The sequence below is a fragment of the Methyloglobulus sp. genome (assembly GCF_964779595.1).
In genome coordinates this window covers 30095-53386 of the sequence record NZ_CBAROL010000002.1, presented here as the reverse complement: position 1 = coordinate 53386, position 23292 = coordinate 30095, and the positions used below count along the sequence as shown (strand labels likewise).

At 44.9% G+C, this 23292-nt stretch carries 20 protein-coding genes; 14 read left to right on the top strand and 6 right to left on the bottom strand.

The window, feature by feature from the left end; genetic code table 11:
- Window position 1: 1 nt before the first annotated feature.
- Both recB and recC read right to left on the bottom strand, forming a co-directional pair.
- Window positions 2–3577 (bottom strand): exodeoxyribonuclease V subunit beta, encoded by a 3576-nt coding sequence (gene recB / locus AC1YY3_RS01355; RefSeq protein WP_481823070.1) that lies wholly within the window; start codon window positions 3575–3577, stop codon window positions 2–4.
- Window positions 3567–6707, bottom strand: coding sequence for an exodeoxyribonuclease V subunit gamma (gene recC, locus AC1YY3_RS01350; RefSeq protein WP_481823071.1), 3141 nt, complete (start codon window positions 6705–6707; stop codon window positions 3567–3569). Before recC ends, recB begins: the two co-directional genes overlap by 11 nt.
- A 207-nt stretch (window positions 6708–6914) precedes the next feature.
- On the opposite strand from recC, the gene AC1YY3_RS01345 reads away from it, so the two are divergent.
- The 5 genes from AC1YY3_RS01345 to AC1YY3_RS01325 all read left to right on the top strand — a co-directional run bounded on the left by AC1YY3_RS01345 (window position 6915) and on the right by AC1YY3_RS01325 (window position 10586).
- On the top strand, window positions 6915–7508 hold the full coding sequence (locus AC1YY3_RS01345) for an RnfABCDGE type electron transport complex subunit B (protein ID WP_481823072.1): 594 nt from the start codon (window positions 6915–6917) through the stop codon (window positions 7506–7508).
- An 8-nt stretch (window positions 7509–7516) separates the two neighbouring features.
- Window positions 7517–8149, top strand: coding sequence for an endonuclease III (gene nth, locus AC1YY3_RS01340; RefSeq protein ID WP_481823073.1), 633 nt, complete (start codon window positions 7517–7519; stop codon window positions 8147–8149).
- A gap of 173 nt (window positions 8150–8322) precedes the next feature.
- On the top strand, window positions 8323–8895 hold the full coding sequence (locus tag AC1YY3_RS01335) for a hypothetical protein (RefSeq protein WP_481823074.1): 573 nt from the start codon (window positions 8323–8325) through the stop codon (window positions 8893–8895).
- Between the two features lie 81 nt (window positions 8896–8976).
- Window positions 8977–9828 carry an HvfB family MNIO-type RiPP peptide maturase gene (locus AC1YY3_RS01330; protein WP_481823075.1) on the top strand — a complete coding sequence of 284 codons (852 nt, stop codon included), beginning with the start codon at window positions 8977–8979 and terminating at the stop codon, window positions 9826–9828.
- Window positions 9825–10586, top strand: coding sequence for an HvfC family RiPP maturation protein (locus tag AC1YY3_RS01325; protein ID WP_481823076.1), 762 nt, complete (start codon window positions 9825–9827; stop codon window positions 10584–10586). The genes AC1YY3_RS01330 and AC1YY3_RS01325 overlap by 4 nt, the downstream gene beginning before the upstream one ends.
- A gap of 76 nt (window positions 10587–10662) precedes the next feature.
- Here the strand turns inward: AC1YY3_RS01325 and AC1YY3_RS01320 are convergent, their stop codons facing one another.
- The 3 genes from AC1YY3_RS01320 to AC1YY3_RS01310 all read right to left on the bottom strand — a co-directional run bounded on the left by AC1YY3_RS01320 (window position 10663) and on the right by AC1YY3_RS01310 (window position 13393).
- Entirely contained in the window at window positions 10663–11109 is a 447-nt protein-coding gene (locus AC1YY3_RS01320; RefSeq protein WP_481823077.1) for a hypothetical protein, read from the bottom strand.
- Between the two features lie 197 nt (window positions 11110–11306).
- Window positions 11307–12818 (bottom strand): OmpA family protein, encoded by a 1512-nt coding sequence (locus AC1YY3_RS01315; protein ID WP_481823078.1) that lies wholly within the window; start codon window positions 12816–12818, stop codon window positions 11307–11309.
- 170 nt (window positions 12819–12988) lie between these two features.
- Complete coding sequence (locus AC1YY3_RS01310) at window positions 12989–13393, bottom strand: winged helix-turn-helix transcriptional regulator (RefSeq protein WP_481823079.1); 405 nt, start codon at window positions 13391–13393, stop codon at window positions 12989–12991.
- 181 nt (window positions 13394–13574) lie between these two features.
- Here AC1YY3_RS01310 and AC1YY3_RS01305 point away from each other — a divergent pair, with 181 nt between their 5' ends.
- Window positions 13575–14198, top strand: coding sequence for a glutathione S-transferase family protein (locus tag AC1YY3_RS01305; RefSeq protein WP_481823080.1), 624 nt, complete (start codon window positions 13575–13577; stop codon window positions 14196–14198).
- 38 nt (window positions 14199–14236) lie between these two features.
- On the opposite strand, the gene AC1YY3_RS01300 is transcribed toward AC1YY3_RS01305, so the two are convergent.
- Window positions 14237–14983, bottom strand: a complete 747-nt coding sequence (locus AC1YY3_RS01300; RefSeq protein ID WP_481823081.1) for a CPBP family intramembrane glutamic endopeptidase — start codon at window positions 14981–14983, stop codon at window positions 14237–14239.
- Window positions 14984–15291: 308 nt separating this feature from the next.
- On the opposite strand from AC1YY3_RS01300, the gene dusA reads away from it, so the two are divergent.
- From dusA to AC1YY3_RS01260, 8 genes are all read left to right on the top strand, one after another.
- Window positions 15292–16296, top strand: coding sequence for a tRNA dihydrouridine(20/20a) synthase DusA (gene dusA, locus AC1YY3_RS01295; protein WP_481823082.1), 1005 nt, complete (start codon window positions 15292–15294; stop codon window positions 16294–16296).
- 40 nt (window positions 16297–16336) lie between these two features.
- Window positions 16337–16879: a GTP cyclohydrolase I FolE gene (gene folE, locus AC1YY3_RS01290; protein WP_481823083.1), complete on the top strand. Its 543-nt coding sequence runs from the start codon at window positions 16337–16339 to the stop codon at window positions 16877–16879.
- Between the two features lie 74 nt (window positions 16880–16953).
- Window positions 16954–18555: a MutS-related protein gene (locus AC1YY3_RS01285; protein WP_481823084.1), complete on the top strand. Its 1602-nt coding sequence runs from the start codon at window positions 16954–16956 to the stop codon at window positions 18553–18555.
- Window positions 18552–19751 carry a formate-dependent phosphoribosylglycinamide formyltransferase gene (gene purT, locus AC1YY3_RS01280; RefSeq protein WP_481823085.1) on the top strand — a complete coding sequence of 400 codons (1200 nt, stop codon included), beginning with the start codon at window positions 18552–18554 and terminating at the stop codon, window positions 19749–19751. The genes AC1YY3_RS01285 and purT overlap by 4 nt, the downstream gene beginning before the upstream one ends.
- Window positions 19752–19761: 10 nt before the next feature.
- Complete coding sequence (locus AC1YY3_RS01275) at window positions 19762–20406, top strand: transglycosylase SLT domain-containing protein (protein ID WP_481823086.1); 645 nt, start codon at window positions 19762–19764, stop codon at window positions 20404–20406.
- Window positions 20407–20645: 239 nt separating this feature from the next.
- On the top strand, window positions 20646–21440 hold the full coding sequence (gene modA / locus AC1YY3_RS01270) for a molybdate ABC transporter substrate-binding protein (protein WP_481823087.1): 795 nt from the start codon (window positions 20646–20648) through the stop codon (window positions 21438–21440).
- Between the two features lie 3 nt (window positions 21441–21443).
- The gene (gene modB, locus AC1YY3_RS01265; protein WP_481823088.1) at window positions 21444–22112 is read left to right on the top strand and encodes a molybdate ABC transporter permease subunit; all 669 of its coding nucleotides are present in this window, start codon (window positions 21444–21446) and stop codon (window positions 22110–22112) included.
- Window positions 22105–23286 carry an ABC transporter ATP-binding protein gene (locus AC1YY3_RS01260; RefSeq protein ID WP_482194247.1) on the top strand — a complete coding sequence of 394 codons (1182 nt, stop codon included), beginning with the start codon at window positions 22105–22107 and terminating at the stop codon, window positions 23284–23286. The genes modB and AC1YY3_RS01260 overlap by 8 nt, the downstream gene beginning before the upstream one ends.
- The last annotated feature ends 6 nt before the right edge of the window (window positions 23287–23292 follow it).

Sequence of the window (23292 nt, the reverse complement as noted above, 5' to 3'; positions counted from 1 at the left end):
CCTAGCCCTCTCCCTGAGAGAGAGGGATTTTTGGAGATTTCTTGAATAGTACAGCCAGTGCTTCAATAGTCGGCAAATCAGGACTGTCCTGAAACACGCCGCTCATTGGAATGTCAGGCTCCATGCCGCGCACGAATAAATATCGCACACCGCCAAAATGTGTGGCAAAGCTGTAATTAGCTAGCCGATTTTGTAAATATCGGTGCAAAACCACACAATAAAGCCAGTACTGCAAGCCGTAATTATGTTCACGCATGGCATGGGTAAGCGTGTCGGTGCGGTAATCAGGGAGGCTATTGGTCTTGTAATCCATCACATAATACCGCCCGCCGTATTCACAGATAAGGTCGATAAACCCCGTCAGGAATCCGCTCATCTGCTTGTGGGTCAATGGCTGGAATGTCGGTTTATTGATCAAGATAGTGTTAATTTTCTGGGTATTAAACGAGGGTAAGGACACGTAAAAGGGCATTTCCTTTAAACAATGGGCATCCAGGTTCTTCAAACAAAACTTGTGATCCGTTATTGACAACGGTGTGGCAACTGTTTTGTGCAAAAGATCATCAATAATTTCCGGCTGCTCCAGCCTTAATCCGTAGCGTTGGCAGGCCTTGTCCCTTAATGTTGAGATATTGCGTTTGTTGGCTAGATCCAGGAAAGGGATGTTTTCAAGCAAATCGTGAACAACATTTCCGGTATGCGCTCCAGCAGGTAAAAAAATTGTCGAGCTATCAGTGGTAAGTTGATTTTCTCTCGCTTTATCTTCCGGCAATTCAGGTGTTTCTGACAGGCTTAGTGCTGATAATGCCGTGTAACTGCTCATTTGCCAGTCTGTGTATAACGACCTGTGGCGTTTTTTTGCCAATAATTTTGGATGGTTTTCCGATTGTTGGTAGCTGCCGTTGATGGTGGCTGATACTTCCAACAACTGGTAGGCAAAAGCATTTTCGTTCTGTTGTTGTAGGGCTTGCAAAACGGTCTGTTGACCAGAAAAATCATCTTCCGCAAAATCCAGTAACCATGCAAGGGCAGAATCATTGGCTTTATCTTCGGAACGGACATTCGCCCAAACAACATAACAGCGGTATTTCGCACGGGTCAATGCGACATAAGCCAAACGTAAATCCTCTGCATGTTCTTCATATTGGGCTTGGGTCTGATGCATACCAAGCTGGTCTGAACCCAAATCAACAATTAAGCGGTTGGTTTTTTCACCATTGGTTTCAGGAAGATGGCATAGAACCAATGGGTTTTTGCTATTGGGGCGATGATTGTGCTGGTAGAGAGCAGGACAAAAAACGATGGGATATTCCAATCCTTTGGATCGGTGCATAGTGATAATCTTGACGGCATCGGCATCACTTTCAAGCCGGAGTTGCTGATTATCTGGGCTGCCTGTCCCTTCGTTGGCGCGAGTTATCGCTGTTTTTAGCCAGATCAATGTTTTATGGATGCCCAGGCGTTCGTCAATGACGGCTTGCTGTAATAGCTCAAGGCTGTGTTGCAAATTGGTCAACCGGCGTTCTGCCAGCATGGATTTGGATAATACTGATGAAATATTTTCCTGCTTTAGCAAAACCTGCATCATGGTCATCACACCAGATTGTTGCCAAGTTTGGTGATAACCCAGGAATCTAGCCAGGATGTTATCCATCTCGGTTTCGCTGTTGAGTGTTTGGTAAAGCCTTTGCCCGTCATAGCCAAACCAGCTTAAAGACAACGCTTGCCCAAGCAGGTTGGTGTCGCCTGGATGAGCGACAGCTTGTAACAGGGCATACAAATGCTCGGCTTCTTCCGACGCAAACACAGACTCAGTGCTGTTCAATACCGATGGTACACCCGCCAGCTTTAATGTGTGTTGATACTCCCTGGCTTGCTTATTGGTCCTTACCAGAATGGCAATATTTTGGGGTTGCAGCCTTCTATTCTGCGGCTGGAGGGAGTATTCGCCAGTCAGTAGCTCAACGATTTCATTAGCCACAGCAATGCAGATTGTGTATGCGGCATGGTTGTTGTTAGTTTGCCAAAAACCCGATTTACTGCCACTTTCCGGCAACTGCCAAAGTGCTAGGGTAGCAACGGCCTTTCCGTTTTGATGCAGCACTCCGTCCGTCTCGGATAAGGCGGGTTGGGTTGGGTTAAAAGCAATATCAGGCAATAAAAATGCGTTTTTCCGTTTAAACAAGCGGTTTACGCCTGCCACCAAATGTGGATGCGAACGCCAGTTGTTACCAAGTGTATAGTGGTGCTGCGCTTGAGTTTGCGCTTCAAGATAAGAATATATATCCGCACCACGAAACTTATAGATGGCTTGTTTGGGATCGCCAACCAAAACCAGAGTGTGGCTATCTACGGCAAAAATACTGGAAAAAATATGCCATTGGTTGTTGTCGGTATCTTGAAACTCGTCGATCAATGCCGCATGGAAGCGTTGCCTGAGTTCTCCGATTAATTGCTGTGACCGTTCACCGTGTAACGCTTTTGCGAAGTGGGTGATTAAATTGTCGAAAGACCAAAGGTTGATTTGTTCTAGCTGTTTGTCCAATTCAACTCGTAAAATTTCAAGCAAACTTCTACGTAAGTCAACCGTGATTTCTTGTGCTTTTGCTGCCAAAACATCAAAGGGTTTGGTATCTAGCTGTAATGAAACCAGGAATTCTGCTTTCCGTTCATCACCAGTTTGGGTTTTATTGCCTCTGAATTGAGTACCGTTCAGTCCGTCCAACAATCCGTTGTAAGTCAACAAAGACAAAGCCTCAGCACTTGGAAAGCATAAGGTATTCCCCTGTAACCACTCGCCCAGTTCACTGCAATATTCTGTAAATGTCGCTTGATAACTGGCTTTGAAGGATTTTCCAGAGAACTGTGCATCAACTTTTTGGGCGCAAACCGCCAGCTTCGTGTTCGCGTTATCGGCCAGTTGCTTCAACTCAGCTAAAGCACTATCCAAGGAGTGTTCGTCAGGATAAATCAGCGCATCGTCAGAAACATTATTGATGCTACCCGATAAAGCATCCGGCGATTTGAGGTCTTTGGTCAATACCGCAATTTCCCATGCCGTGCGGTTTTGAACGTGCCGCCGCCAGAAATCATCGGCACAGGCTTGTTTGATGGTCGCCAGGTCGTCAGTCAATTCGGCATCGAATAATTGTCCGCTCGCCAGCGCATGTTCCCTGAGGACACGTTGGCAGAAGCCATGAATGGTAAAAATTCCCGCTTGGTCGATGTCCAATAAGGCCAAATCCAGGCGGCGTTTGATGGTTTCCGGCGCAAACTTTAACTCTTTCTGTAGACGTGTTAACCACGCACTGATCGTGTCGTCTTTGACATCAGCATGACCTGCCAAAATCCGTTTGGCATCGGCGAGCCTGCTACGTATCCGGTCTTTGAGTTCTTCCGTTGCCGCTTTAGTAAACGTGACGACCAACACCTTATCTATAGTCACGTCCTGTTCGACCACCAAGCGCAATACCAGCATAGCAATGGTGTAGGTTTTGCCTGTACCTGCGCTGGCTTCGATAAGGCTGATGCTTTTGCTTAATTCGGTCATTACCGGATCGAAGTCCCTACAGTCCATGTGTTGCATTCCATGCTGGCAATAACAAGGTTTCGCATTGTTGCTCAAATATATCTGTCAGGACTAATCCCATATCGGCGACGTTCCCATAAAGTTGCCTGAGTTCGTATTCACTCGCATACGTTATTGCGGTGGACAAATAGTCCTTCGCTGCATTCAGCGGGGACTTTATCGCCCTCTGTTTACCTGATTGCTTTAGATAAGCCAGTGCCGCTTCTACAAAAAAGGCATTCGGTTGTTGCTGGCCTAGCTTGTAGATTTCAATCAATTGCGGCAAATAGCTGGAATCGCAAATATCAGGCGGAAACAACAAATCTTCATCGGCACTTAACAGATAAGTGCTTTGTTCTTGAATTTGGTTAATTATCAGGTGATGTAACCAGGCAGAAAGAAAGTCCTTGCCTTTTAAATTAGCATAACGATAAATCAAGCTACCGTTTTGATAACGGTTACCCAGTGTGCCGATTAGCCGATAGCTGCCGATTTGTAGATCAACAACAAGGTTGTCCAAAGGTTGCCCTATGTTTGTCGCTCGTATCCGTTCAACAAATGCTTGCATCTCAAGTTGATGTTGCTCGAATTCTAATTCACCCGCTGCGCCGGGCAACCATAATCCCTGGGCTTGCAATTTTTTTAGAGACAAATCAGAACCTGTCAGCAACTGCTGAATCCAGTCTTGATTAATGCCATACAGGCTGAGTTCATCTGTCGTGAAGGGTTCGCGTTCCTGCGTTTCTGCGGCAATGCCCGTATAGCGCAAATGCAGTTGCTGGTGCATGAAATACCGTTGAGGATGCTGAAAAAATCGGAACAGGTCGCTTAATTCAATAACTTCTTCTTTTGCCTCTTCTGGTTCAACGTGGATTACACCTTGCCACCACAAAACAGGTTCAGGCTTCGGCGTTGATAAGGCTTTGGCGATGTCACAATCCGCTTCCGAAAAACTGAACAAATCGCTAGCACCATCAAAATAATGTTTGCTGAATGCTTGCAAGGGATGGCGGGTAATCAGGTCAGATAATTGGTAATAATCCCGCAGCACATCCAGTACTTCGGTGACGACGACCGAAGGCGGAATAGCCTCATTATTCGCTTGCGATTGCCCGATGTAAGTAATAATTAATTGCTGCCTGGCAGACAACAAAATTTCCAGGAATTGATAACGGTCATCGGCGCGGCGTGAGCGGTCGCCTTTACGAAAATGCTGTGAGATCAAATCAAACGTGGGTTTACGGTCAACTTTGGGAAATTCACCTTCATTAATCCCGATTAAGGCAATGACCTTGAACGGGATAGTCCGCATGGGCAGCATGGAGCAAAACGTCAGTTGCCCACGCAAAAAACCGTTAGCAGATTTACGCTCGGCGACCATGCCTTCCAGCCATTGAACGATGACCTGTAACTCGACAGGTTCGTTATGTACCTCCGCCAGAGTTCCTGACAATTCCAGCAATAGCTCGTTGAGTTGTTGGCGTTCAATTAGATTCGCCTTCAAATCGGACTTGCCTAACAGTTGGTCGGCATAATAATAAAGTTGCGATCCCCAGGCTTTAAGGAATTTGGCCTGCTTCAGTTCCGCTTTTGCCGAAAACAGCAGTTGCAAAAAATCGTGCAATCCACCCAGTGCATCGGCGGAAGAGCCTTCAATATGCTTATAAGGCAAGATGTCATCGACGAACTCATCCTCATGACCTACCGCATAACCCATCAGCATCCTGTCCAGTGCAGCTTGCCAGGTGTGTTCATTTAATTCCGGCAGGCCTAATTCCTTTTTATATAACCCCGATTGCCCCCAACGCACGTTGGTATCCTGAATCCAGTGTTTGATTAGTTCAAGATCAGTTTCGCTTAGATCAAAGGTTGGAAAGACATCGGCACGCTCCAGCAAATCCAGTACAGATTGCCAACCCAAGCGGCTTTGGCTTAAATCCAAAAACCGTATGAAGGTATCCAGCGCACGGTTATCCAGTCGTAAGCTGCGGTCGGCGATAGCATGTTGAATATCGCTGAACACGGCGGATATAAACGGCTCGTAAAGCTGAATATCCGGTGCCATCACCGCAATATCGCGCAGTTCTAATGTTGTGTCGTTTTCCAGAGCCTGTAGTAACTGGTTTCTCAGGATTTCAACTTCCCGTTTTCTGGAATGGCAGGCGTGTAAGCTAAAAGAGCTGTCCTTTTCAAGGACGAGGCCGGAAACTGCGTTATTTAAAATATCGTTCTGTAATTGCTGGAGGTTATTGGGTTTTGCGATTGTTTCAAAACTTTCCGGCTCGAAATCAAACTGGGTGAATTCCAGTAGCATTTCCTGAAACTCGCGGCCTTGTTGGCCTAGGCTTACCAGTAAAGGATGTCCGTTATAATCATCGTCAGTGGAAAGCTGCCGTTTGCTTGCCAAATCAGCCCAAAAGGTTTGTGCTGGATTGAGCAAGTAAAGATGCACCTCGCAATGTTTCGCAAGACTTTGTAGATAGTCCAAAAACAACGGCGGCATGGTATTCACGCCGAATACAGAAATCCGTTCCGGTAACTGCTGGCTTAACGTGCCTTCTGCTGCATTATTTAATTTGGCAATTACATCCAGCCATAATGCACCACGATGTTTTTGGCCTATTTGTGCGGTTAATTGGTGCCAAAGCGCTTTCTGCCAGCGTTCAACGTCGGTGTCATACAATAGGCGACCGCTTTGCCACGCCGCCAGCAAGTCGGGGCGCATGATTTGGTATTGGTCGAAAACCTGTGCCAACTGCTGGGCTAATTGGTAGCGTTTTAAGGCTTGATTTGTGCCGGATAAATACTGCTTTAACGGCAAACAATCAGCATTTTCCAGATTGCGTAACAAGGCTTCCAACCGCCAAAGTATTACGCTGCGGTCAAACGCCGCATCATTAACCTTGCTGTCAATCTGTTGGGCAATAAAACTAAAAAACTTGCCAGGAAATAAAAACTGATAATTCGCCCACACATGAGATCGGCCCGCCAATTGCTGCGATAACCACCGCTCCATGCCTTGGCTCTGGATTAGGAACACTTCCTTAGCGAAAGGCGTACTCAGCGGCGCATTGGCAAGCACCGATACTAAATGCTCGACCAGATTTTCAGTTTTGTTGGAGCTGTGTAGAATAAACATGCAGTTCTTTCAAAGTCGTGTGCTGGCATTATCGCTTATTATTACAATTCTTGCTTCCTCAAGGGAGAAGGTGATTTTTGAATTTTTTGAACTCCTTTATGCTTACCACTAAGGTAACAGGATAAAATAAACGCAGATTCTTCTATGAAGTGCAGTTAAGTAAATAATTTCAATGAAATGTAACGGAATCGAAAGATTAAACTGAAAATGCTGTTAAACATTGCCGCAATTGACCAAATAAACGCTATCCTGCCGCAAACCCAATGCGGTCAATGTGGGTACAAGGGCTGTAAGCCGTATGCGGAGGCGGTTGCGTTAGGTCAGGCAGACATCAATCAATGTCCCCCAGGGGGCGACGAAGGGATTATTGAGCTTGCCAAGTTATTGGATTTAAATATTAAGTCTTTAAATCCTGAATTCGGCATTCATAAACCCAAGCAAGTGGCGGTTATTGTTGAAGAAGATTGTATAGGTTGTGTTAAGTGCATCGCCGCATGTCCGGTGGATGCCATTTTGGGTGCGGCGAAGATGATGCACACGGTGATTGCGGCGGAATGCACGGGCTGTGAGCTATGTGTTGCGCCGTGTCCAGTAGATTGCATCGTGCTAAAACCGTTAGCTATCCAGCCGTCACCAGAACAAAAAACCACGCAAAAATTAACGGCAAAATACCGCTATGAAGCGCGTAATTATCGCAAAGAAAACGAGGTGTTGGAAAAAGCGGAAAAGGCAAGGAAACAGAGAGATGCCTTGTTGAAAATGCAGTCAATAAATAACAATGCTAATAGTTCTTCCGTTTAGTATTTAGGATGAACCAGCTAAAAAGACAGGCAATTTTTGATCGCCTTGCCGAAACCATCCCTGAGCCGACTACTGAACTGCAATATTCAACAACCTTTGAATTATTAGTCGCCGTGGTTTTGTCCGCACAAGCCACCGATGTCGGCGTTAACAAGGCAACGGCGAAATTATTTCCGGTTGCTAATACGCCGGAAGCGATTTTGGCTTTGAGCTTGGACGGACTGAAAACTTACATCAAAACCATCGGCTTATTTAATGCCAAAGCTACAAATATCATCACACTTTGTCAGCAAGTGCTGGATAAGCACAGCGGGAAAGTACCTGAAACCAGGGAGGATCTGGAAGCTTTGGCAGGTGTTGGGCGGAAAACCGCCAATGTCATTCTCAACACCGCATTTGGTCAAGCTACGATAGCGGTTGATACCCATATTTTCCGAGTTTCCAACCGCACCAAAATTGCACCCGGTAAAAACGTGCTGGAAGTGGAACGTAAACTGGATAAATGGGTGCCAAAAAATCATAAAAAAGCGGCTCATCATTTACTAATTTTGCACGGGCGATATACTTGCATGGCAAGAAAACCGAAGTGTACTCAATGCGTTATCGCTGATTTATGCGAATACGAAAACAAATTGATATAATCAGTTAAGCTAATGATTGCTGGAAAGAAGTTTAGTAAAACTGTATAGTTTGCCTAGTTGTAAACACGTCGAAACACGGGTTATTCATTCCTTGTTCAGTTCTGAAAGGGTATCGTAACCTGACTTCGGTAGGAAATATCGATGCTTTATTTAATAATCCTGGAGATAACACGATGAAAAAAATCAATAAAACCCCTTTAGCTGCCGCAATGGGCGCTGCCCTTATATCAACATTTGCTGCAATGCCTGCCAATGCAGAAACCAGCCCATTTGCGATGACAGAAATGTCTTCAGGTTATATGCAGTTGGCCGAAATGAAATGTGGCGCGTCTATGGCGGGTATGGCAAAACCAAAAGCAGCCGAAGGTGCGTGTGCAGGTAGTGCAGATGCCGGCAAGAAAGCTGATGGTGCATGCGGCAGCATGATGAAAGACGGCAAAATGAAGCCAGGTATGGAAAAAGCCTGTGGTGCCATGATGAAAGGCAAAGAAGGCGCGTGCGGTATGGCAAAGGATAAGGCTGCAAAAGAAGGCAGTTGTGGTGCCGCCTGTAAAGAAGACATGAAGAATTGCGATGCGGCAAAAACTAAGGAAGGTGCTTGTGGTGCAAAAATGAAAGGTTGTGGCGAAGGCATGACCGGTTGTGCTGAAATGACAAAAGGCAAAGACGGTGCTTGTGGCGCAAAAATGAAAGCGACAGAAGCAGCACCAGCCGCTGCTCCTGCTGTAGCTGCGCCAGCAAAGTAAGATTTCGTAATTAATTACAAATCTACGTAATAGAGGAGGGCAGCTCATGCCCTCCTTCCTTTGATTAATCAAGGTGTTCCCATGAGCACAACTCCCTATTTAGTGCGCGATACCGGTTTGGGTCTGCGCCGCTCTATACTCAATCAAATCGTTGAAGCACCACCCAACGAGGTCGGATTCTACGAAGTCGCACCGGAAAACTGGATCACCATCGGTGGCAAATCGGGTCGCCAGTTTCGTGCAATGACTGAACGTTTTGATTTTGTCTGTCATGGATTATCCTTATCTTTAGGCAGTACTGATCCGCTGGACGAAGCCTTTGTCCACGCCGTTAAACATTTCCTGTCCGAACATGGCATAAAGCTTTACAGCGAACACCTCAGCTATTGCAGCAAAGACGGGCATTTGTATGACCTGATGCCGATTCCATTCACAGAAGAAGCGGTTAAGCACGTTGCAGGAAGGATTAAGCGGGTGCAAGACATTCTGGAACAACGTATTGCTATCGAAAATGTCTCTTATTATGCCGCACCCGGTCAGGAGATGGACGAGATCGACTTTTTCAATGCCGTGGTCAAAGAAGCCGACTGTAAGGTGTTGTTGGACATCAACAATATCTACGTCAACAGCGTCAATCATAGTTATGATGCCGAAGCGTTCCTGAAAGCCATGCCGGCTCATCGTATCGCTTACGCCCATATTGCAGGGCATTATGCACAAGCTGAGGATTTTCTCGTCGATACCCACGGTGCGGATATTATCGATCCAGTCTGGAAGTTGTTAGCTAAGGCTTATGAGCTTTTTGGCGTGTTTCCAACCTTGCTGGAACGCGATTTTGATATTCCGCCCATCGTTGAATTGATGAAAGAAGTAAATACTATCAAAGCCATACAGAATGATTGGCGAGTTCAGCATGAACGAAGATTAGCTTGAATAGCAAAGTGATGTCCGTCGATTTTAAAGCCAAACAACACGAATTTACCCAGTATATCCGTGATCCAGCAACAAATCCCGCACCCGCAGACGTTAAACCAGAACGTATGGCAATGTATCGGGAGTTAATTTTCAATAACATAGAAAGCTTTTTAGCCGGAAATTTCCCCGTCATCCGAAAAATATTGGACGACGAGCAATGGCTGGAATTGGCGCAGGATTTTTTCCTTAAACACGCGTGTAAAACGCCTTACTTTTCTGAAATTGCAGAAGAATTCCTGGGTTATCTGGAAAATGAACGATTTAACCCAGACGATTTACCTTTTTTGTTGGAGTTGGCGCACTACGAGTGGGTGGAAATGGCTTTGTCGATTGCAAAAGAGGATGTAGACCCAAACCAACAAGAACCCCATAATTTACTCTATCAAACCATAAAGTTATCGCCTTTAGCATGGCCGTTGCTTTACCAATTCCCCGTTCAAAACATTTCACCTGACTACTTGCCACTGGTGTCACCAGAGCAACCGACTAGTCTGCTCGCCTACCGTGGGACAGATGACGAGGTTAAGTTTATTGAAATTAATCCAATGACTTATCGGTTATTGGCGATCATACAAGAACGTGGGCAAGTCAGAACAGAAGATTGCCTTAAGCAACTTGCAGAAGAATCTCAGCATCCAAATCCTGACATTATCGTAACGGGAGGGCTACAAATCCTCAAAGATCTTGTTGAAAAAACAGTGCTTTCAATCTGTTAAGTGATCTCTGAGTAAGCCCTTCGATCAGGTATTGGCTTAGTAATGTGCTTACCTTTCTGACAATACCGCTTAATTGCTATTGCTGTCTACCAAACAATTTAGGCCCAGCGGGTTGCGCTTTTTCCTGTAAGCACTCATAAGCAGCCGCTTCAAATTTAATTCTTAGAGATTGCGGATGTTCATGTTCACCCATAAATTTTTCTGCTTCTTGAGTGGTTAAATCTTTCATCAAGTAAGTTGCAATACACTCACAAGATTTGGTGAGACGTGCTGCGTCTTCAATTTTATTGTTTGAATTATTCAATTCCCGATCCACACATTGTGCCGCGAATTCATGCTCAAACTTATGCTTTTGCATGTCGGTGACTTCTGAACCATGCGGATGATCGAACGTATGTTCCTCGGCTTTGGGTGCTTGCTCTTGCTTGGGTTTTTCGTCATCAGAACAAGCCGTTAGCGTTAGAGTAACAGCAACGCTGATAAGAAAAGAAATGAGATTTTTGTTAAAAATTGATTTTTTCATACGGTTAGTGTGTTGTTATTGTTGTTATCCCTGACATTATAAAATACAGTCTGCTGACTAGCTCGTTTTTTACGGACTATCTAAGTATCAATTGCAAAGTGCTGGGTTTAAAAAACGTAACACGCATAATTAACGGCACAAGACGCAAGGTAAGCTGCTGTTTTGCAACTTGAACCCTGTGCCTTGTGCCTTTTGGGTTATTTTTCCGTTACCCGCACATCAATGCGGCGGTTTTGCTGCCTTCCTTCCTCGCTATCGTTACTGGCTACTGGATGATCGCTGCCATAACCTTCGGCATCCATCCGGTCAGCTTTTACACCTTTGGCGATGATGGCTTTTTTAATGGCAATCGCTCGGCTATTAGACAGCTTTTTGTTAGCATTGGCTTTGCCAGTATTGTCTGTATAACCGCCGATTTTGATGTTAACTTTCGGAAATGCCTTCAATACTTCGGCAATATGGTTTATTTGCTCATTTGATTCCTTTTTGATGCTGGCTTTGTTGGTATCAAAAGTAATGCCGTTCATGTTAAACCATAAATCTTTGCTGATTGCCTCGCCACCTTCAATAAAACCGACCAGTTTGCTTTCAAGTCCGTCTTTGGCAGCTTTTATGGCGTAGCCGGTAGATAAGGTTTTTTCATAGAAATCACTAACGGCATCAGCCGCTTTTTCCACGACGGGCGCTTCAACTGCCGTTGGTGCTGGTGGGGTAGGGGCTGGAGTTGCAATAACGGGTGCTGGTGGTGGAGTGGCTACTGGTGCTGTTACTTCTGGCGCGGTAGCGACAGGATCTGTTGCGGGGACGCTGCAACTCTTAAGCAAGCCCCAAGCCAAAGCAAGTGCCGCCGCTAAAAGAATCCACGGAAGAATTTTTTTGCCACCGCTGCTGTCTTCTTCGAAAGCTTCCGTAGCGCTGTGGGCAAATTCTTTGCTTTCTTCAACAATGTGCGAGCCAAATTGACTGGCTGATTCACTCACGTTTTCGACGACGTGTTTAGCAGAGGCAAAGGTTTCTTCTGCGACATGTTCAATTTTGTCGCCAATATCATCAAATGTATTAGTTAAAGCCTCAGTTTTGGGCGTGGCATAGCCAGAATCAAGTGTACTCGCGGCCTTTTCAAAATCGCTCATAACAGGAGCAGTGCTTGCCGTTGTAGCTGAGGCGGTTTCTCCCACTAACAGGCTGCTAAGTCCAGCAGGAATGAGGTTCTTTAAAAACCCGCTTTGGCTGCTTAACAGCCCGGCTAATCCGGTTGCGTATTGTGTACCTTCAATTTTAAGATTTCTGCCAATCAATCCCATAAGCACAGGCATAATAAACTCAAGCAAGGAGTTTGAAGAGCTTTTGCTAATACCGCTGGCGTTAGCGACCAAATCAGTAATGCCAGCAGCCTTATCGCCAAAGAAAGCACTTAATAAATTAGCACCTTCTGATAATAATTTGGTAGTTTCTTCCCCACCCTGTGATAAAGCACCCAGATTGCTGAGTACGCCACCATCGTGGTTGCCATCAGTGAGTAAGCTGAACAGTTTGCCAATACTTGTTGCGTCTGTACTTTTATCGACCAATCCGGCAAGCAAAGAAGGCAGGGCAGTTTGCAGTGCTGTCTCGGTATTTTTCGGCGATTCCCCAATAAGTGCAGCGATATTCGAGACTACATCACCCGATAGGTGTTCTTTTAATAGTTCTAATAAGTTGTTAGACATTGATGATCTCCTCAGTGATGGGTTGACACAGGCTGGAAATTAGGTGTCAACGCTCAATTTACCAGTATCTGGCTGTTTTGTTAATGAAAAAATAGCGATGCCGTGACAAAAACAAGCAACATTAAGCGTTTTATAGGAAAAATACAGATGCATGGCAATAAAAGCACAGCTCAAGGTTGCTGTTTTGTGTTCTGCGCCGCGATGATATGCTCTGGTGTAGCGTCCAAAAACCAGTCCGGTGGCGTACCGCATTCAGGAACGTGCTGATGCGCCCAAATTGCAAGTTGCTGTAACACAGGTAGCAGGTTTGCGCCCTTGGCAGTCAAAAAATATTCATAACGTAACGGTTTTGTGTGGTAGGGTTTTTTTTCTATGATGCCGATTTCTTCCAGACGGCGTAGCCGATTAGCAAGAATGTTGGTTGGAATGCCTTCTGGTGAAGATTGAAAATCGCCGTATTTGGTTTTATTCATACACATATCACGCACCACTAACAGACTCCATTTGTCGCCGATAACGTCTAATGCTGTTGATAAAGCACATTCCGAGCGATAGTTGGGGCTGTTTGCGTTCATGATTGAAATTGAATGTGTCTGGATGAATGCTAGTCATTATTATTGCACAGCATAGCAACGCTAGATGCGTACACAGGTGTAATAAAAGCTAAACAATTCACTTGTAAAATGCAAGGTGATATGTAAATATTAAGAAACTTGTATTATGCAAGTTACTATCTAATCGTACAGTGAGGCTAATATGAAACTTTATCATTTCCCAATATCTCCCAATTCCCGCAGAGTTGTTGCTGTTCTCCATCATTTGCAGCTAGATTGCGACCTTGAAGTAGTGGATTTAAGCAAAGGTGAGCAAATGCAGCCAGATTTTCTCAAGCTTAATCCAAATCACATGATACCTACCTTGGTAGATGACGATTTTGTCCTGTGGGAATCCAATGCCATCATGCAATACTTGTGTTCCAAAGTGCAGAATAACGCATTATATTCAGCCGATCCCCACGTACAAGCCGACATTAACCGTTGGCAGTTTTGGCAAGCAGCGCACTGGGGCAGTGCATGCTCGGTGTTCATTTTTGAACGGGTCGTCAAAAAGCTATTTATGTCGGCTGAAGCTGATTTAGCTGAAATTGTCAAAGGCGAAGAGCGTTTTCACCGCTTTGCACAAGTGCTGGAGCAGCATATTAACGGTCGTGAGTGGTTGGTAGGTGATGCCGTGACCTTGGCTGATTTTTCGGTCGGCTCATTCCTGGATTTGTCAGAAATGGCTCAATATCCTATGACACCTTATACGGAAATCGCACGGTGGTATCGCAATGTGCAACAATTGCCAGCTTGGAAAAGTTCAGCACCGACGGTAGGATGAAAGCTGAGGAATCTGAACGTATTGATGCTGTGTTTGTGTCACCCCATACTTAAGTTGTCAGTATCAACATCATTAACCTTATCAGCTTGTTGAGAGCCATAAAACTTCCTGTTAAGTATTAGCAGAAACGCAAGCACAATTAAAACTAAAAGGGGCAATTGAAGGGCGTTACTTAATCGAAATGGAACAATATAAACTGATATGAGGACATCGTATAAGGCATGGATACAGGCAGTAAACACGATACTGCCTGTATATATAAACAGACTACCAAAGATAATACCAGCACATGCTATCAATATTAAGCCATTGAATTGACTGTAATAAATATATTGAACATGTGATAGGGTAAACACTAACGTTGCGACGGATAAGGCGATTCTGTGGTTGAATTGTAGTTGCAAAGTTTGCTGTACAATACCGCGGTAAAACAACTCCTCTCGTAAACCTGCCGTAATGCCTGAAATGGCAAACACAAGTTGCCACTTGCCCGTTTCATGTTCTGCGTTGGTATAAACAACGGCAAACAGCAAAAATAACACGATAGTAGTGATAAATTGCGGCGTTAATATCTTTTTTAGTTGGAATGAATCCGTAGGCTTATAAAAATATTTTTGATAACAATAACCATAAAATACGATAGAAACTATCCGCAACCCAGTCCTGATAATTTCGCCTTCATAAGACCATTGCCCGTATCGTTGCGCGAGAGCAAAGGATAAGCTTAGATAGACAAGTTCTAATAGTGCAGCAAATACGATTATTTTTTTTATATTAGTGTGCATTTTGCAAAACACCCAGATGTTTTCCTGTAAACTTTTGCAGTTATTAGATAATCGTCATAACCCCATTCAACTAACTGTTTTTATAGAAAGTTAACTATAAAAATGGTTTTACTCAACAAGATTAGCGCGACAGTCAGCACTTAGAATAATATTTTTTTAAGAAAAAGTAACAGGAATTTTTCCATAACTCATCAGCACGCCAAGAAAGCTACCGGCTACGTGAAAATGTGCTAAGACTTTAGTGCGAGTATGAGTATCTTATGGTAAAAAACCGCGCAAAAAATAGACGAAAATTTTTGTTAAATACAATGATAGAACCCAATAATCACAACAATAACCACAGTATTTTCAAGGCATCGAGGTTTTGTGTGGCCCCGATGATGGACTGGACGGATCGGCATTGTAGGTACTTTCATCGACTTATCTCACAACATGCACTGTTATATACCGAAATGGTTACGACGGGGGCTTTGATACATGGCGATCATAATCGGTTTTTGCAGTTTAATTCTGAAGAACATCCTCTGGGGTTTCAGTTGGGTGGCAGCAATCCGCGAGAGTTGGCGATATGCGCCAAAATGGTTGAGGATTTTGGCTACGACGAAGTTAACCTGAATGTCGGCTGCCCCAGTGATCGCGTTCAAAATGGTCGATTTGGTGCGTGTTTGATGTTGGAACCGGATCTCGTGGCAGACTGTGTGGCGGCAATGTGTGCTGCGGTTTCGATTCCGGTGACGGTAAAGTCACGGATTGGTGTGGATAATAGGGATTCTTACGAAGAATTGGCATTATTTGTGGAAAAGGTTGCCAACGCGGGCTGTGAGACGTTTATTGTTCATGCTAGAAAAGCCCTGTTAAAGGGCTTGTCTCCTAAGCAAAATCGGGAGATTCCACCCCTAAAATACGACGAGGTTTATCAATTAAAGACAGATTTTCCTCAGCTCGAAATTATCCTCAATGGTGGCGTTATAACTTTGGATCAAACCGAAAATCTGTTGCAGTGTCTTGATGGCGTGATGGTGGGTCGTGAGGCGTACCAGAATCCTTATATGTTGGCAGAAGTTGATAAACGTATTTTTAATGCTAATGAGCCGTCAAAATCACGCCATGAAATTATGGACTCATTGCTGCCTTATATTGAAGGTCAATTAACCCAGGGTGTTCGCTTGAACAGCATCACTCGCCATATTTTAGGACTTTTTCATGGTGAACCGGGCGCGAGGGCGTGGCGGCGACATTTGAGCGAGAATGCTACTACCCCGAATGCGGGTATCAATGTGGTGCGTGATGCCATAGCTTTTACCTTTCATTAAGGTATACTTCTGAAACTAAAATAAGTAAGAGCAACATACGATGGAAGAACAATTTTCAAAAATTATCGCGGCCATTGGCGAAGATTTAAACCGAGAAGGCTTGCTCGATACGCCTAAACGTGCGGCTAAGGCATTCAAATTTCTTAATAATGGCTACGATAAAACACTAGAAGAAGTCTTGAATGATGCGATTTTTACCGCAGATTCTGAGGATATGGTCATCGTCAAAGACATCGAATTGTATTCATTGTGCGAACATCATTTGCTGCCGTTTATTGGCAAATGCCATGTTGGTTATTTGCCTTGTGGCAAAGTCCTGGGCTTGTCCAAGGTTGCTCGCGTGATTGATATGTATGCCCGAAGGCTGCAAATTCAGGAACGGCTGACCAAACAAATTGCCGATGCCATCATGCAAGCAACGGGTGCACGCGGCGTTGCCGTGGTCATTGAAGCCAAGCATTTATGTATGATGATGCGCGGCGTTGAGAAGCAAAACTCAGTGATGACAACTTCGGTGATGACGGGTGCATTTCGTAAGGAAATCAGCACCCGCTCCGAGTTTTTAACGTTAATCAGTCGCTAATCTGCTTGATGAGTGGCTTACCTAGCTATTGTTAACCTATCAGTAACCTATTCCTGTCGATTTAAGGTCGTTACATGCAAGAAACCATACTAAATAGCTGGCAGGAAGAAACCTGGCCTACCATAAAATCCAGTCAACCGTTGCCAATGGGCGAGGGTGTTATTGATGCAACCGCATTTAACACGATTGAAATTGACAAGGTTTTTGAAGCCGTCAATCATGCTTCAACTAATGTCGGTCAAGCGGTGCTGTATCGATCTTTGTGCCAGCCATTAAGCGATTTAAAGGCAATCAAGGCAAAGCAAGATGCTTTACTGGAACTGCAAAAAAATCAAAAACTAAAAGAACAACTTGAACAACTGGTTGCCAGTGCTGCAATCAATGAAAAAAACCTACATTTATTATTGTTTGGTGAATTTTTAGGGGCATTTTCACAAGCACGAGCCAAAAATGAAATAGAAGGCTACGGGTATAAGCAGTACAAAAGTGGTGTAAGTTTTATCCAGGATTTCGTTAGTAGTATCCAAGCGGCTGAAAAGCCTAAAGGAAAGTATCTAACTGAGCTTTTCAATAAAGTAAAAGTGTTTTCAGAATCACGCTACTACTCGCTGATGCAAGGTCCAGTTTATTTTGTAGAAGGTAAAATCACGTCCAAAGAAGAGCGCGGGGAGTCTTATTTTCCAGTTCCGGTTATATTTAAGCCGCAAATTTTCAAACCTATGCTGCTTGGATCGATTTTTGCGCTGTTGTGGCTGATTTCCCTTTTTTCACCCGTCAGTATCGCGCCTTCACTGCGTACCGTAGCGGTGTTTTTAGGACCTTTATTGTTGCTGTATTTCCCTATTGTGGGCGGATATGACCGCGATAACTGCATTATTCCGTTAAGAAACGAGTATAAAAAAGCCGAGCCAGTCGCCGAATTGCTGGATGCTTTGGGGCAAATCGACGAATTACTGTCGTTCATGAAATTTGCCGATAACTTCCCGCACAGTACCGTCCTACCTAAGTTTGAAGATGTCAAACACCATCGTATTAATCTAACGTCAGCAGTTAACCCCGTATTAGGTAAGGAAAATCCCAATTATGTCGGCAATGATTTTGAATTGGACGACGAAAAATTGGTATTGCTGACGGGACCAAATAGCGGCGGCAAAACGGCATTTTGCAAAACGGTGACGCAAATTCAAGTGCTGGCGCAGATTGGCGGTTATATTCCTGCTAAAACGGCAAGCTTGACGGTAGCTGACAAGGTTTTCTATCAAGTGCCGGAAATAAGCCATCTGGATGATGGCGAAGGGCGCTTTGGTACCGAATTAAAACGCACCAAAGACATCTTTTTAGCATCGTCAGCAAAAAGTTTGGTGGTGTTGGACGAGCTTTCTGAAGGCACGACGTTTGAAGAAAAAATGGAGGCTTCGTCTAATGTCCTCAACGGCTTTTATCGAAAAGGCAACAGCACCATCCTGATTACCCACAACCATCAATTAGTCGATCAATTTGCCAAAGCAGGCACGGGCAATGCAAAACAGGTTGAATTTGCCAATGATGCGCCGACTTATCGTTTAATTCCGGGTATTTCCAGAGTCAGCCATGCGGATCGTGTCGCAAAGAAGATTGGTTTTTCTAAGGAAGACATTGATAGTTATTTTGATAGTCAACCAGATACGTCAAAATGAAGTTAGGTAGTGCGTTAACTAATAGCGCAACCAAAGCGATGCTGCTTGGTTCTGGTGAGCTGGGTAAGGAAATCGCTATCTGCTTGCAACGCTACGGTGTGGAAGTCATCGCCGTAGACCGCTATCCCAACGCTCCAGCCCAACAAGTCGCCCATCGTAGCCATGTCATCACGATGACCGATGCGGAAGAATTACGCAAAATCATTGATTTAGAATGCCCCGACCTTATCATTCCTGAAATAGAAGCGATAGCAACTGATGCTTTGGCTGAGATCGAAGCTGAAGGGCTTTGTCGTGTAATACCAAACGCCAGGGCAATCCAGCTCACTATGAACCGCGAAGGCATCCGTACCTTGGTTGCCGAAACGCTACAAATACCCACCTCAAAATACGCATTTGCCGAAAGTTTTGGGCAATTAAAAGCCGCCGTTGATGGCGGAATCGGTTATCCCTGCTTTGTTAAACCGACCATGTCGTCTTCGGGCAAAGGCCAAACCATGGTTAAAAGTGCCGAGCAACTTGAACAAGCGTGGAATTATGCTAAAGTCAGTGGCAGGGTTGATACCGGAAAAGTGATTGTCGAATCCAAAATCGATTTTGACTTTGAAATCACCTTATTGACGGTAAGGGCGGTAAATAGCGAAGGCAATATCCAGACTTATTTCTGTGAACCCATAGGCCATATCCAGGAAAATGGCGATTACCGCCAAAGCTGGCAACCGCAGGCAATGACTGCATCGGCATTGGAAACGGCTAAAGATATAGCTAATAAGGTAACAGAAGCATTAGGTGGGGTGGGTTTATTCGGCGTTGAGTTGTTTGTTAAGGGGGACAATGTCTGGTTTTGTGAAGTAAGTCCCAGACCGCACGACACAGGTATGGTTACAATGACCACACAGAAACAGAATGAATTCGAATTACATGTACGCGCTATTTTAGGGCTGCCAGTAGATACTAGCTTGCAAAAACACGGTGCTAGTGCTGTAATTCTCTCCAATATTAATGCAAAGGACTTTTTTTATAATGGTTTAGATGCTGCGTTGGCAGTGCCTGATAGCGAAATCAGGCTATTTGGCAAACCGGAAGCATTAGTTAACAGGAGAATGGGCGTGGCGCTGGCTTCGGCTGAAACAGTTGAAGAAGCGAGAAATAGGGCGGTTAAGGCCGCTGGTTTAGTGGGTATTCATTGCGAATAGCGGGTATTAAATGATAAAAAAACTATTTTTTTTATTGACCTTATTGATCTCAAATCTGGCGATTGCGGACATTTATAAATTCGTTGATACCAATGGACGTATCCACTACACAGACGAACCCAGAAATCCCCTGTATAAGCGCATCATCAAGACCAGTCCATATCGGCTTAAGATGATTAGTGAAAGCCGATTCAGGAATAGGGAGGGCAATACTTACCCCACACTATTTCATAGCTTTAGCGATATATTCAGCAATCGAAGCGTCAATAAGAGCAAATTCTCTAACCTTATCGCCAATGCCGCCTACAGAAACGGGGTTGAAGAAAGATTGGTTCACGCCGTCATCCAAACAGAATCCGCGTATAACTCCAGTGCCGTATCCCCAGCAGGCGCAGTCGGATTAATGCAGTTGATGCCCGGTACAGCCAAACGCTACGGGGTGCTTAACCGTACTGACCCAGTCCAGAATGTTGATGGCGGTACGCGGTATTTAAAGGATTTATTGGGTATGTTCAATTACAATCTAAGGCTTGCCGTAGCCGCTTATAATGCCGGCGAAAATGCAGTAATACGACACAACAACTCCATCCCACCTTATCCAGAAACGCAAAACTACGTGCGGCAGGTTTTAGCTTTATACCACCATTCTTTGTAATTCGATCCTATAGCCCAACTTGCCTGCCTGAGAGCGTCCACGCCGGACAATTGCGGCTAAATGACCTCGATTATTAATGCTTGGCATCACATTATTCAATGTACTGAATATACCTTATCGCGATAAGTATTTGACTCATTGTCTACTAACCGGATTTCATCTCTAATTACTATAAGCAAACAGTCATGAAATGCGAGTAAGACTGCTCGTTCAATTGCAATTAATTTGAGCAAAAAATAGTGTCAAATGCAAGCCCAGCCGTTTTCAAACGCAAGACGTTACAATTTCTTTTTGCAGGATTATTTTGCTTAAGTCTGAACATATATGCCGCTGATACGACCATCGTAGCTGCTGCATCCGACCTACAATTTGCCCTTGAAGAAGTCGCGCAAGAATTCACCCAAGAAACGGGATTGACGGTAAAATTCAGCTTCGGCTCGTCGGGAAATTTTGCCCGGCAAATCATGCAAGGCGCACCTTATGAGCTGTTTATGTCCGCCGATGAAAAGTATGTTTTGGAGTTGGCTAAACAGCACAAAACCCTTGATGATGGTCAGTTATACGCAATTGGCAGATTGGTTTTATACGCGCCAAAAGGTTCAGCTTTGCGGGTAGACAGCGCAATGCAAGGCTTAGAGCTGGCATTGAAAAATGGCGAAATCAAGCGTTTTGCGATTGCTAATCCTGAACATGCGCCTTATGGCCGTGCAGCTAAAGCGGCACTTACCTCAGTTGGTTTATGGGAATCTATACAACCTCATTTAGTGCTGGGGGAGAATGTCGCCCAGGCTGCCCAGTTTGCCATCTCTGATTCCACGCAAGGCGGTATTTTTGCTTATTCTTTGATGCTTTCACCAAAACTAAAGATAGAAGGCAACTATGTGTTGCTACCGGAATACAGTCATCCGCCGTTAAAACAAAGAATGGTGCTGACAAAAACAGCAGGTGCTACCGCCAAAGCGTTTTATGCTTTTTTACAATTGCCCAAAACCAAAGCGATTCTACAGCGTTACGGCTTTACTTCACCGCAGTAAGTCATGGATTGGGAAGCCTTATTGTTATCAATGAAACTGAGCGGATGCACCGTTTTAGTTTTGTTGCCTATCGGTCTGCTGACCGGACGCTGGCTCGCTTATCACCATTTTTACGGAAAAAGCGCGGTGCAGGCGTTATTGGCGATTCCACTTGTCCTACCGCCTACGGTATTAGGCTATTACCTGTTGATTTCACTGGGAAACGCTACCGTTCTAGGTCGTTTTCTGGAAAGATGGCTGGGTCACACCCTGGTATTCAGCTTTGAAGGATTGGTTGTTGCATCCATTTTATTCAATCTACCTTTTGCCATTCAACCCATACAACGCGCATTTGAAGCCATTCCGCGAGAACTCAGGGAAGCGGGTGCGTGTTGCGCCATGACACCCGCTAAGGTGTTCTGGCGGATTGAATTGCCTTTATCCTGGCCCGGTATTGTTTCTGCTGTCGTCCTAACATTTGCCCATACCTTAGGCGAATTCGGTGTGGTATTGATGGTTGGGGGCAGTATTCCTGGCGAAACCAAAACCATTGCTATCGCCATTTATGACCGTGTGCAAGCATTCGATAATGGCGCTGCTGCGTCGATGTCGGCGGTATTGCTGGTGTTTTCGCTAGTGACGATTGCGCTAAGTTATGCGGTGGGTGACTATACTAAGAGACGGTATGGTTGACGATAGCAATGCCGGAAATGCTATGAGACTGGACATTGATGGACAGGGAGTAGCGGTAAGATTAAGGCAAGCCAAGCCGATACCGCTAGATGTTACATTCAATTGTCAGAAAGGCGAAATGCTGGCACTGGTAGGACCTTCAGGTAGCGGCAAGACCACAGTCTTGCGTTCAATTGTTGGGCTGCATCAAAGCGAACAAGGTTTTGTTAAATGCCAAGAGGAGCTTTGGCAAGACAGTTCAGCAGGGCATTTCCTCGCCGCCCACCAGCGTAAGGTTGGCATGGTTTTTCAAAACTACGCCTTATTCCCCCATCTGACCGCTATCCAAAATGTGCAGGAAAGCTTGGCACACCTGCCTAAACAAGCTGGAAGCGAGTATGCGAAGGAAATTTTAAGTCGTGTTCATCTTAGTGGTTTGGAAGATCGCTATCCAAAGACCTTGTCCGGTGGACAGCAACAGCGGGTAGCAGTCGCCCGTGCGTTGGCAAGAGAACCCAAGGTGTTATTGCTGGATGAACCGTTTTCGGCGGTAGATCAGGTAACTCGACGGCGTTTGTATCGTGAACTTGCCGAATTACGTCGAACGCTATCCATGCCCATAATCTTGGTCACGCATGACCTGGAAGAAGCCACCCTGCTTGCTGACAAGCTGTGCATTTTGCATAAAGGTGTTACTTTGCAAACCGGAACGCCATTGGATGTTGCCGCCCATCCTGTTAGCGCAACGGTAGCTCGGCTAATGGATCAACAAAATTTGTTCGTTGCCCATGTTGTTAGTCATAATCCACAAGCCCAAAAAACGTTGATAAGGTGGAGAGGCGTGGTGTTAGAAGCAAACTACCAGCCTGATTATCTGCCAGGAGTAAAAGTTTGTTGGATGATTCAATCAGCAAATGTACTGTTGCATCGTCGGCATCGACCCTCCAACGGCGAACGCGAAAATCCCTTGTCCGGTATTGTTGCCAGCTATACGGTGCTGAGTGAATATGCGATTGCCCAGATAGCCTGTGATGCACCGGAAAATGTCGTTATTACCATGACCTTGCCAATTCACGTTGCAAGGCGTAATGACTTAGGGCAGGGGGAGCAGGTCAAGATTTCGCTGCTTGCAGAAGGCATCCATTTAATGCCGTTTGAAAAGCTGCGGGGCGATAAATCCATTAATGTTGATTAAACCGGA

What these genes read in the sequence shown, in the direction of transcription:
- AC1YY3_RS01315 (WP_481823078.1), bottom strand. Translation starts at nt 12,818, where the DNA reads ATGTCTAACAACTTATTAGAACTATTAAAAGAACACCTATCGGGTGAT.
- recB (WP_481823070.1), bottom strand. Translation starts at nt 3,577, where the DNA reads ATGGACTGTAGGGACTTCGATCCGGTAATGACCGAATTAAGCAAAAGC.
- recC (WP_481823071.1), bottom strand. Translation starts at nt 6,707, where the DNA reads ATGTTTATTCTACACAGCTCCAACAAAACTGAAAATCTGGTCGAGCAT.
- AC1YY3_RS01320 (WP_481823077.1), bottom strand. Translation starts at nt 11,109, where the DNA reads ATGAAAAAATCAATTTTTAACAAAAATCTCATTTCTTTTCTTATCAGC.
- AC1YY3_RS01300 (WP_481823081.1), bottom strand. Translation starts at nt 14,983, where the DNA reads ATGCACACTAATATAAAAAAAATAATCGTATTTGCTGCACTATTAGAA.
- AC1YY3_RS01335 (WP_481823074.1), top strand. Translation starts at nt 8,323, where the DNA reads ATGAAAAAAATCAATAAAACCCCTTTAGCTGCCGCAATGGGCGCTGCC.
- dusA (WP_481823082.1), top strand. Translation starts at nt 15,292, where the DNA reads ATGATAGAACCCAATAATCACAACAATAACCACAGTATTTTCAAGGCA.
- AC1YY3_RS01310 (WP_481823079.1), bottom strand. Translation starts at nt 13,393, where the DNA reads ATGAACGCAAACAGCCCCAACTATCGCTCGGAATGTGCTTTATCAACA.
- AC1YY3_RS01330 (WP_481823075.1), top strand. Translation starts at nt 8,977, where the DNA reads ATGAGCACAACTCCCTATTTAGTGCGCGATACCGGTTTGGGTCTGCGC.
- AC1YY3_RS01275 (WP_481823086.1), top strand. Translation starts at nt 19,762, where the DNA reads ATGATAAAAAAACTATTTTTTTTATTGACCTTATTGATCTCAAATCTG.
- folE (WP_481823083.1), top strand. Translation starts at nt 16,337, where the DNA reads ATGGAAGAACAATTTTCAAAAATTATCGCGGCCATTGGCGAAGATTTA.
- purT (WP_481823085.1), top strand. Translation starts at nt 18,552, where the DNA reads ATGAAGTTAGGTAGTGCGTTAACTAATAGCGCAACCAAAGCGATGCTG.
- AC1YY3_RS01345 (WP_481823072.1), top strand. Translation starts at nt 6,915, where the DNA reads ATGCTGTTAAACATTGCCGCAATTGACCAAATAAACGCTATCCTGCCG.
- AC1YY3_RS01285 (WP_481823084.1), top strand. Translation starts at nt 16,954, where the DNA reads ATGCAAGAAACCATACTAAATAGCTGGCAGGAAGAAACCTGGCCTACC.
- AC1YY3_RS01260 (WP_482194247.1), top strand. Translation starts at nt 22,105, where the DNA reads ATGGTTGACGATAGCAATGCCGGAAATGCTATGAGACTGGACATTGAT.
- AC1YY3_RS01305 (WP_481823080.1), top strand. Translation starts at nt 13,575, where the DNA reads ATGAAACTTTATCATTTCCCAATATCTCCCAATTCCCGCAGAGTTGTT.
- modB (WP_481823088.1), top strand. Translation starts at nt 21,444, where the DNA reads ATGGATTGGGAAGCCTTATTGTTATCAATGAAACTGAGCGGATGCACC.
- nth (WP_481823073.1), top strand. Translation starts at nt 7,517, where the DNA reads ATGAACCAGCTAAAAAGACAGGCAATTTTTGATCGCCTTGCCGAAACC.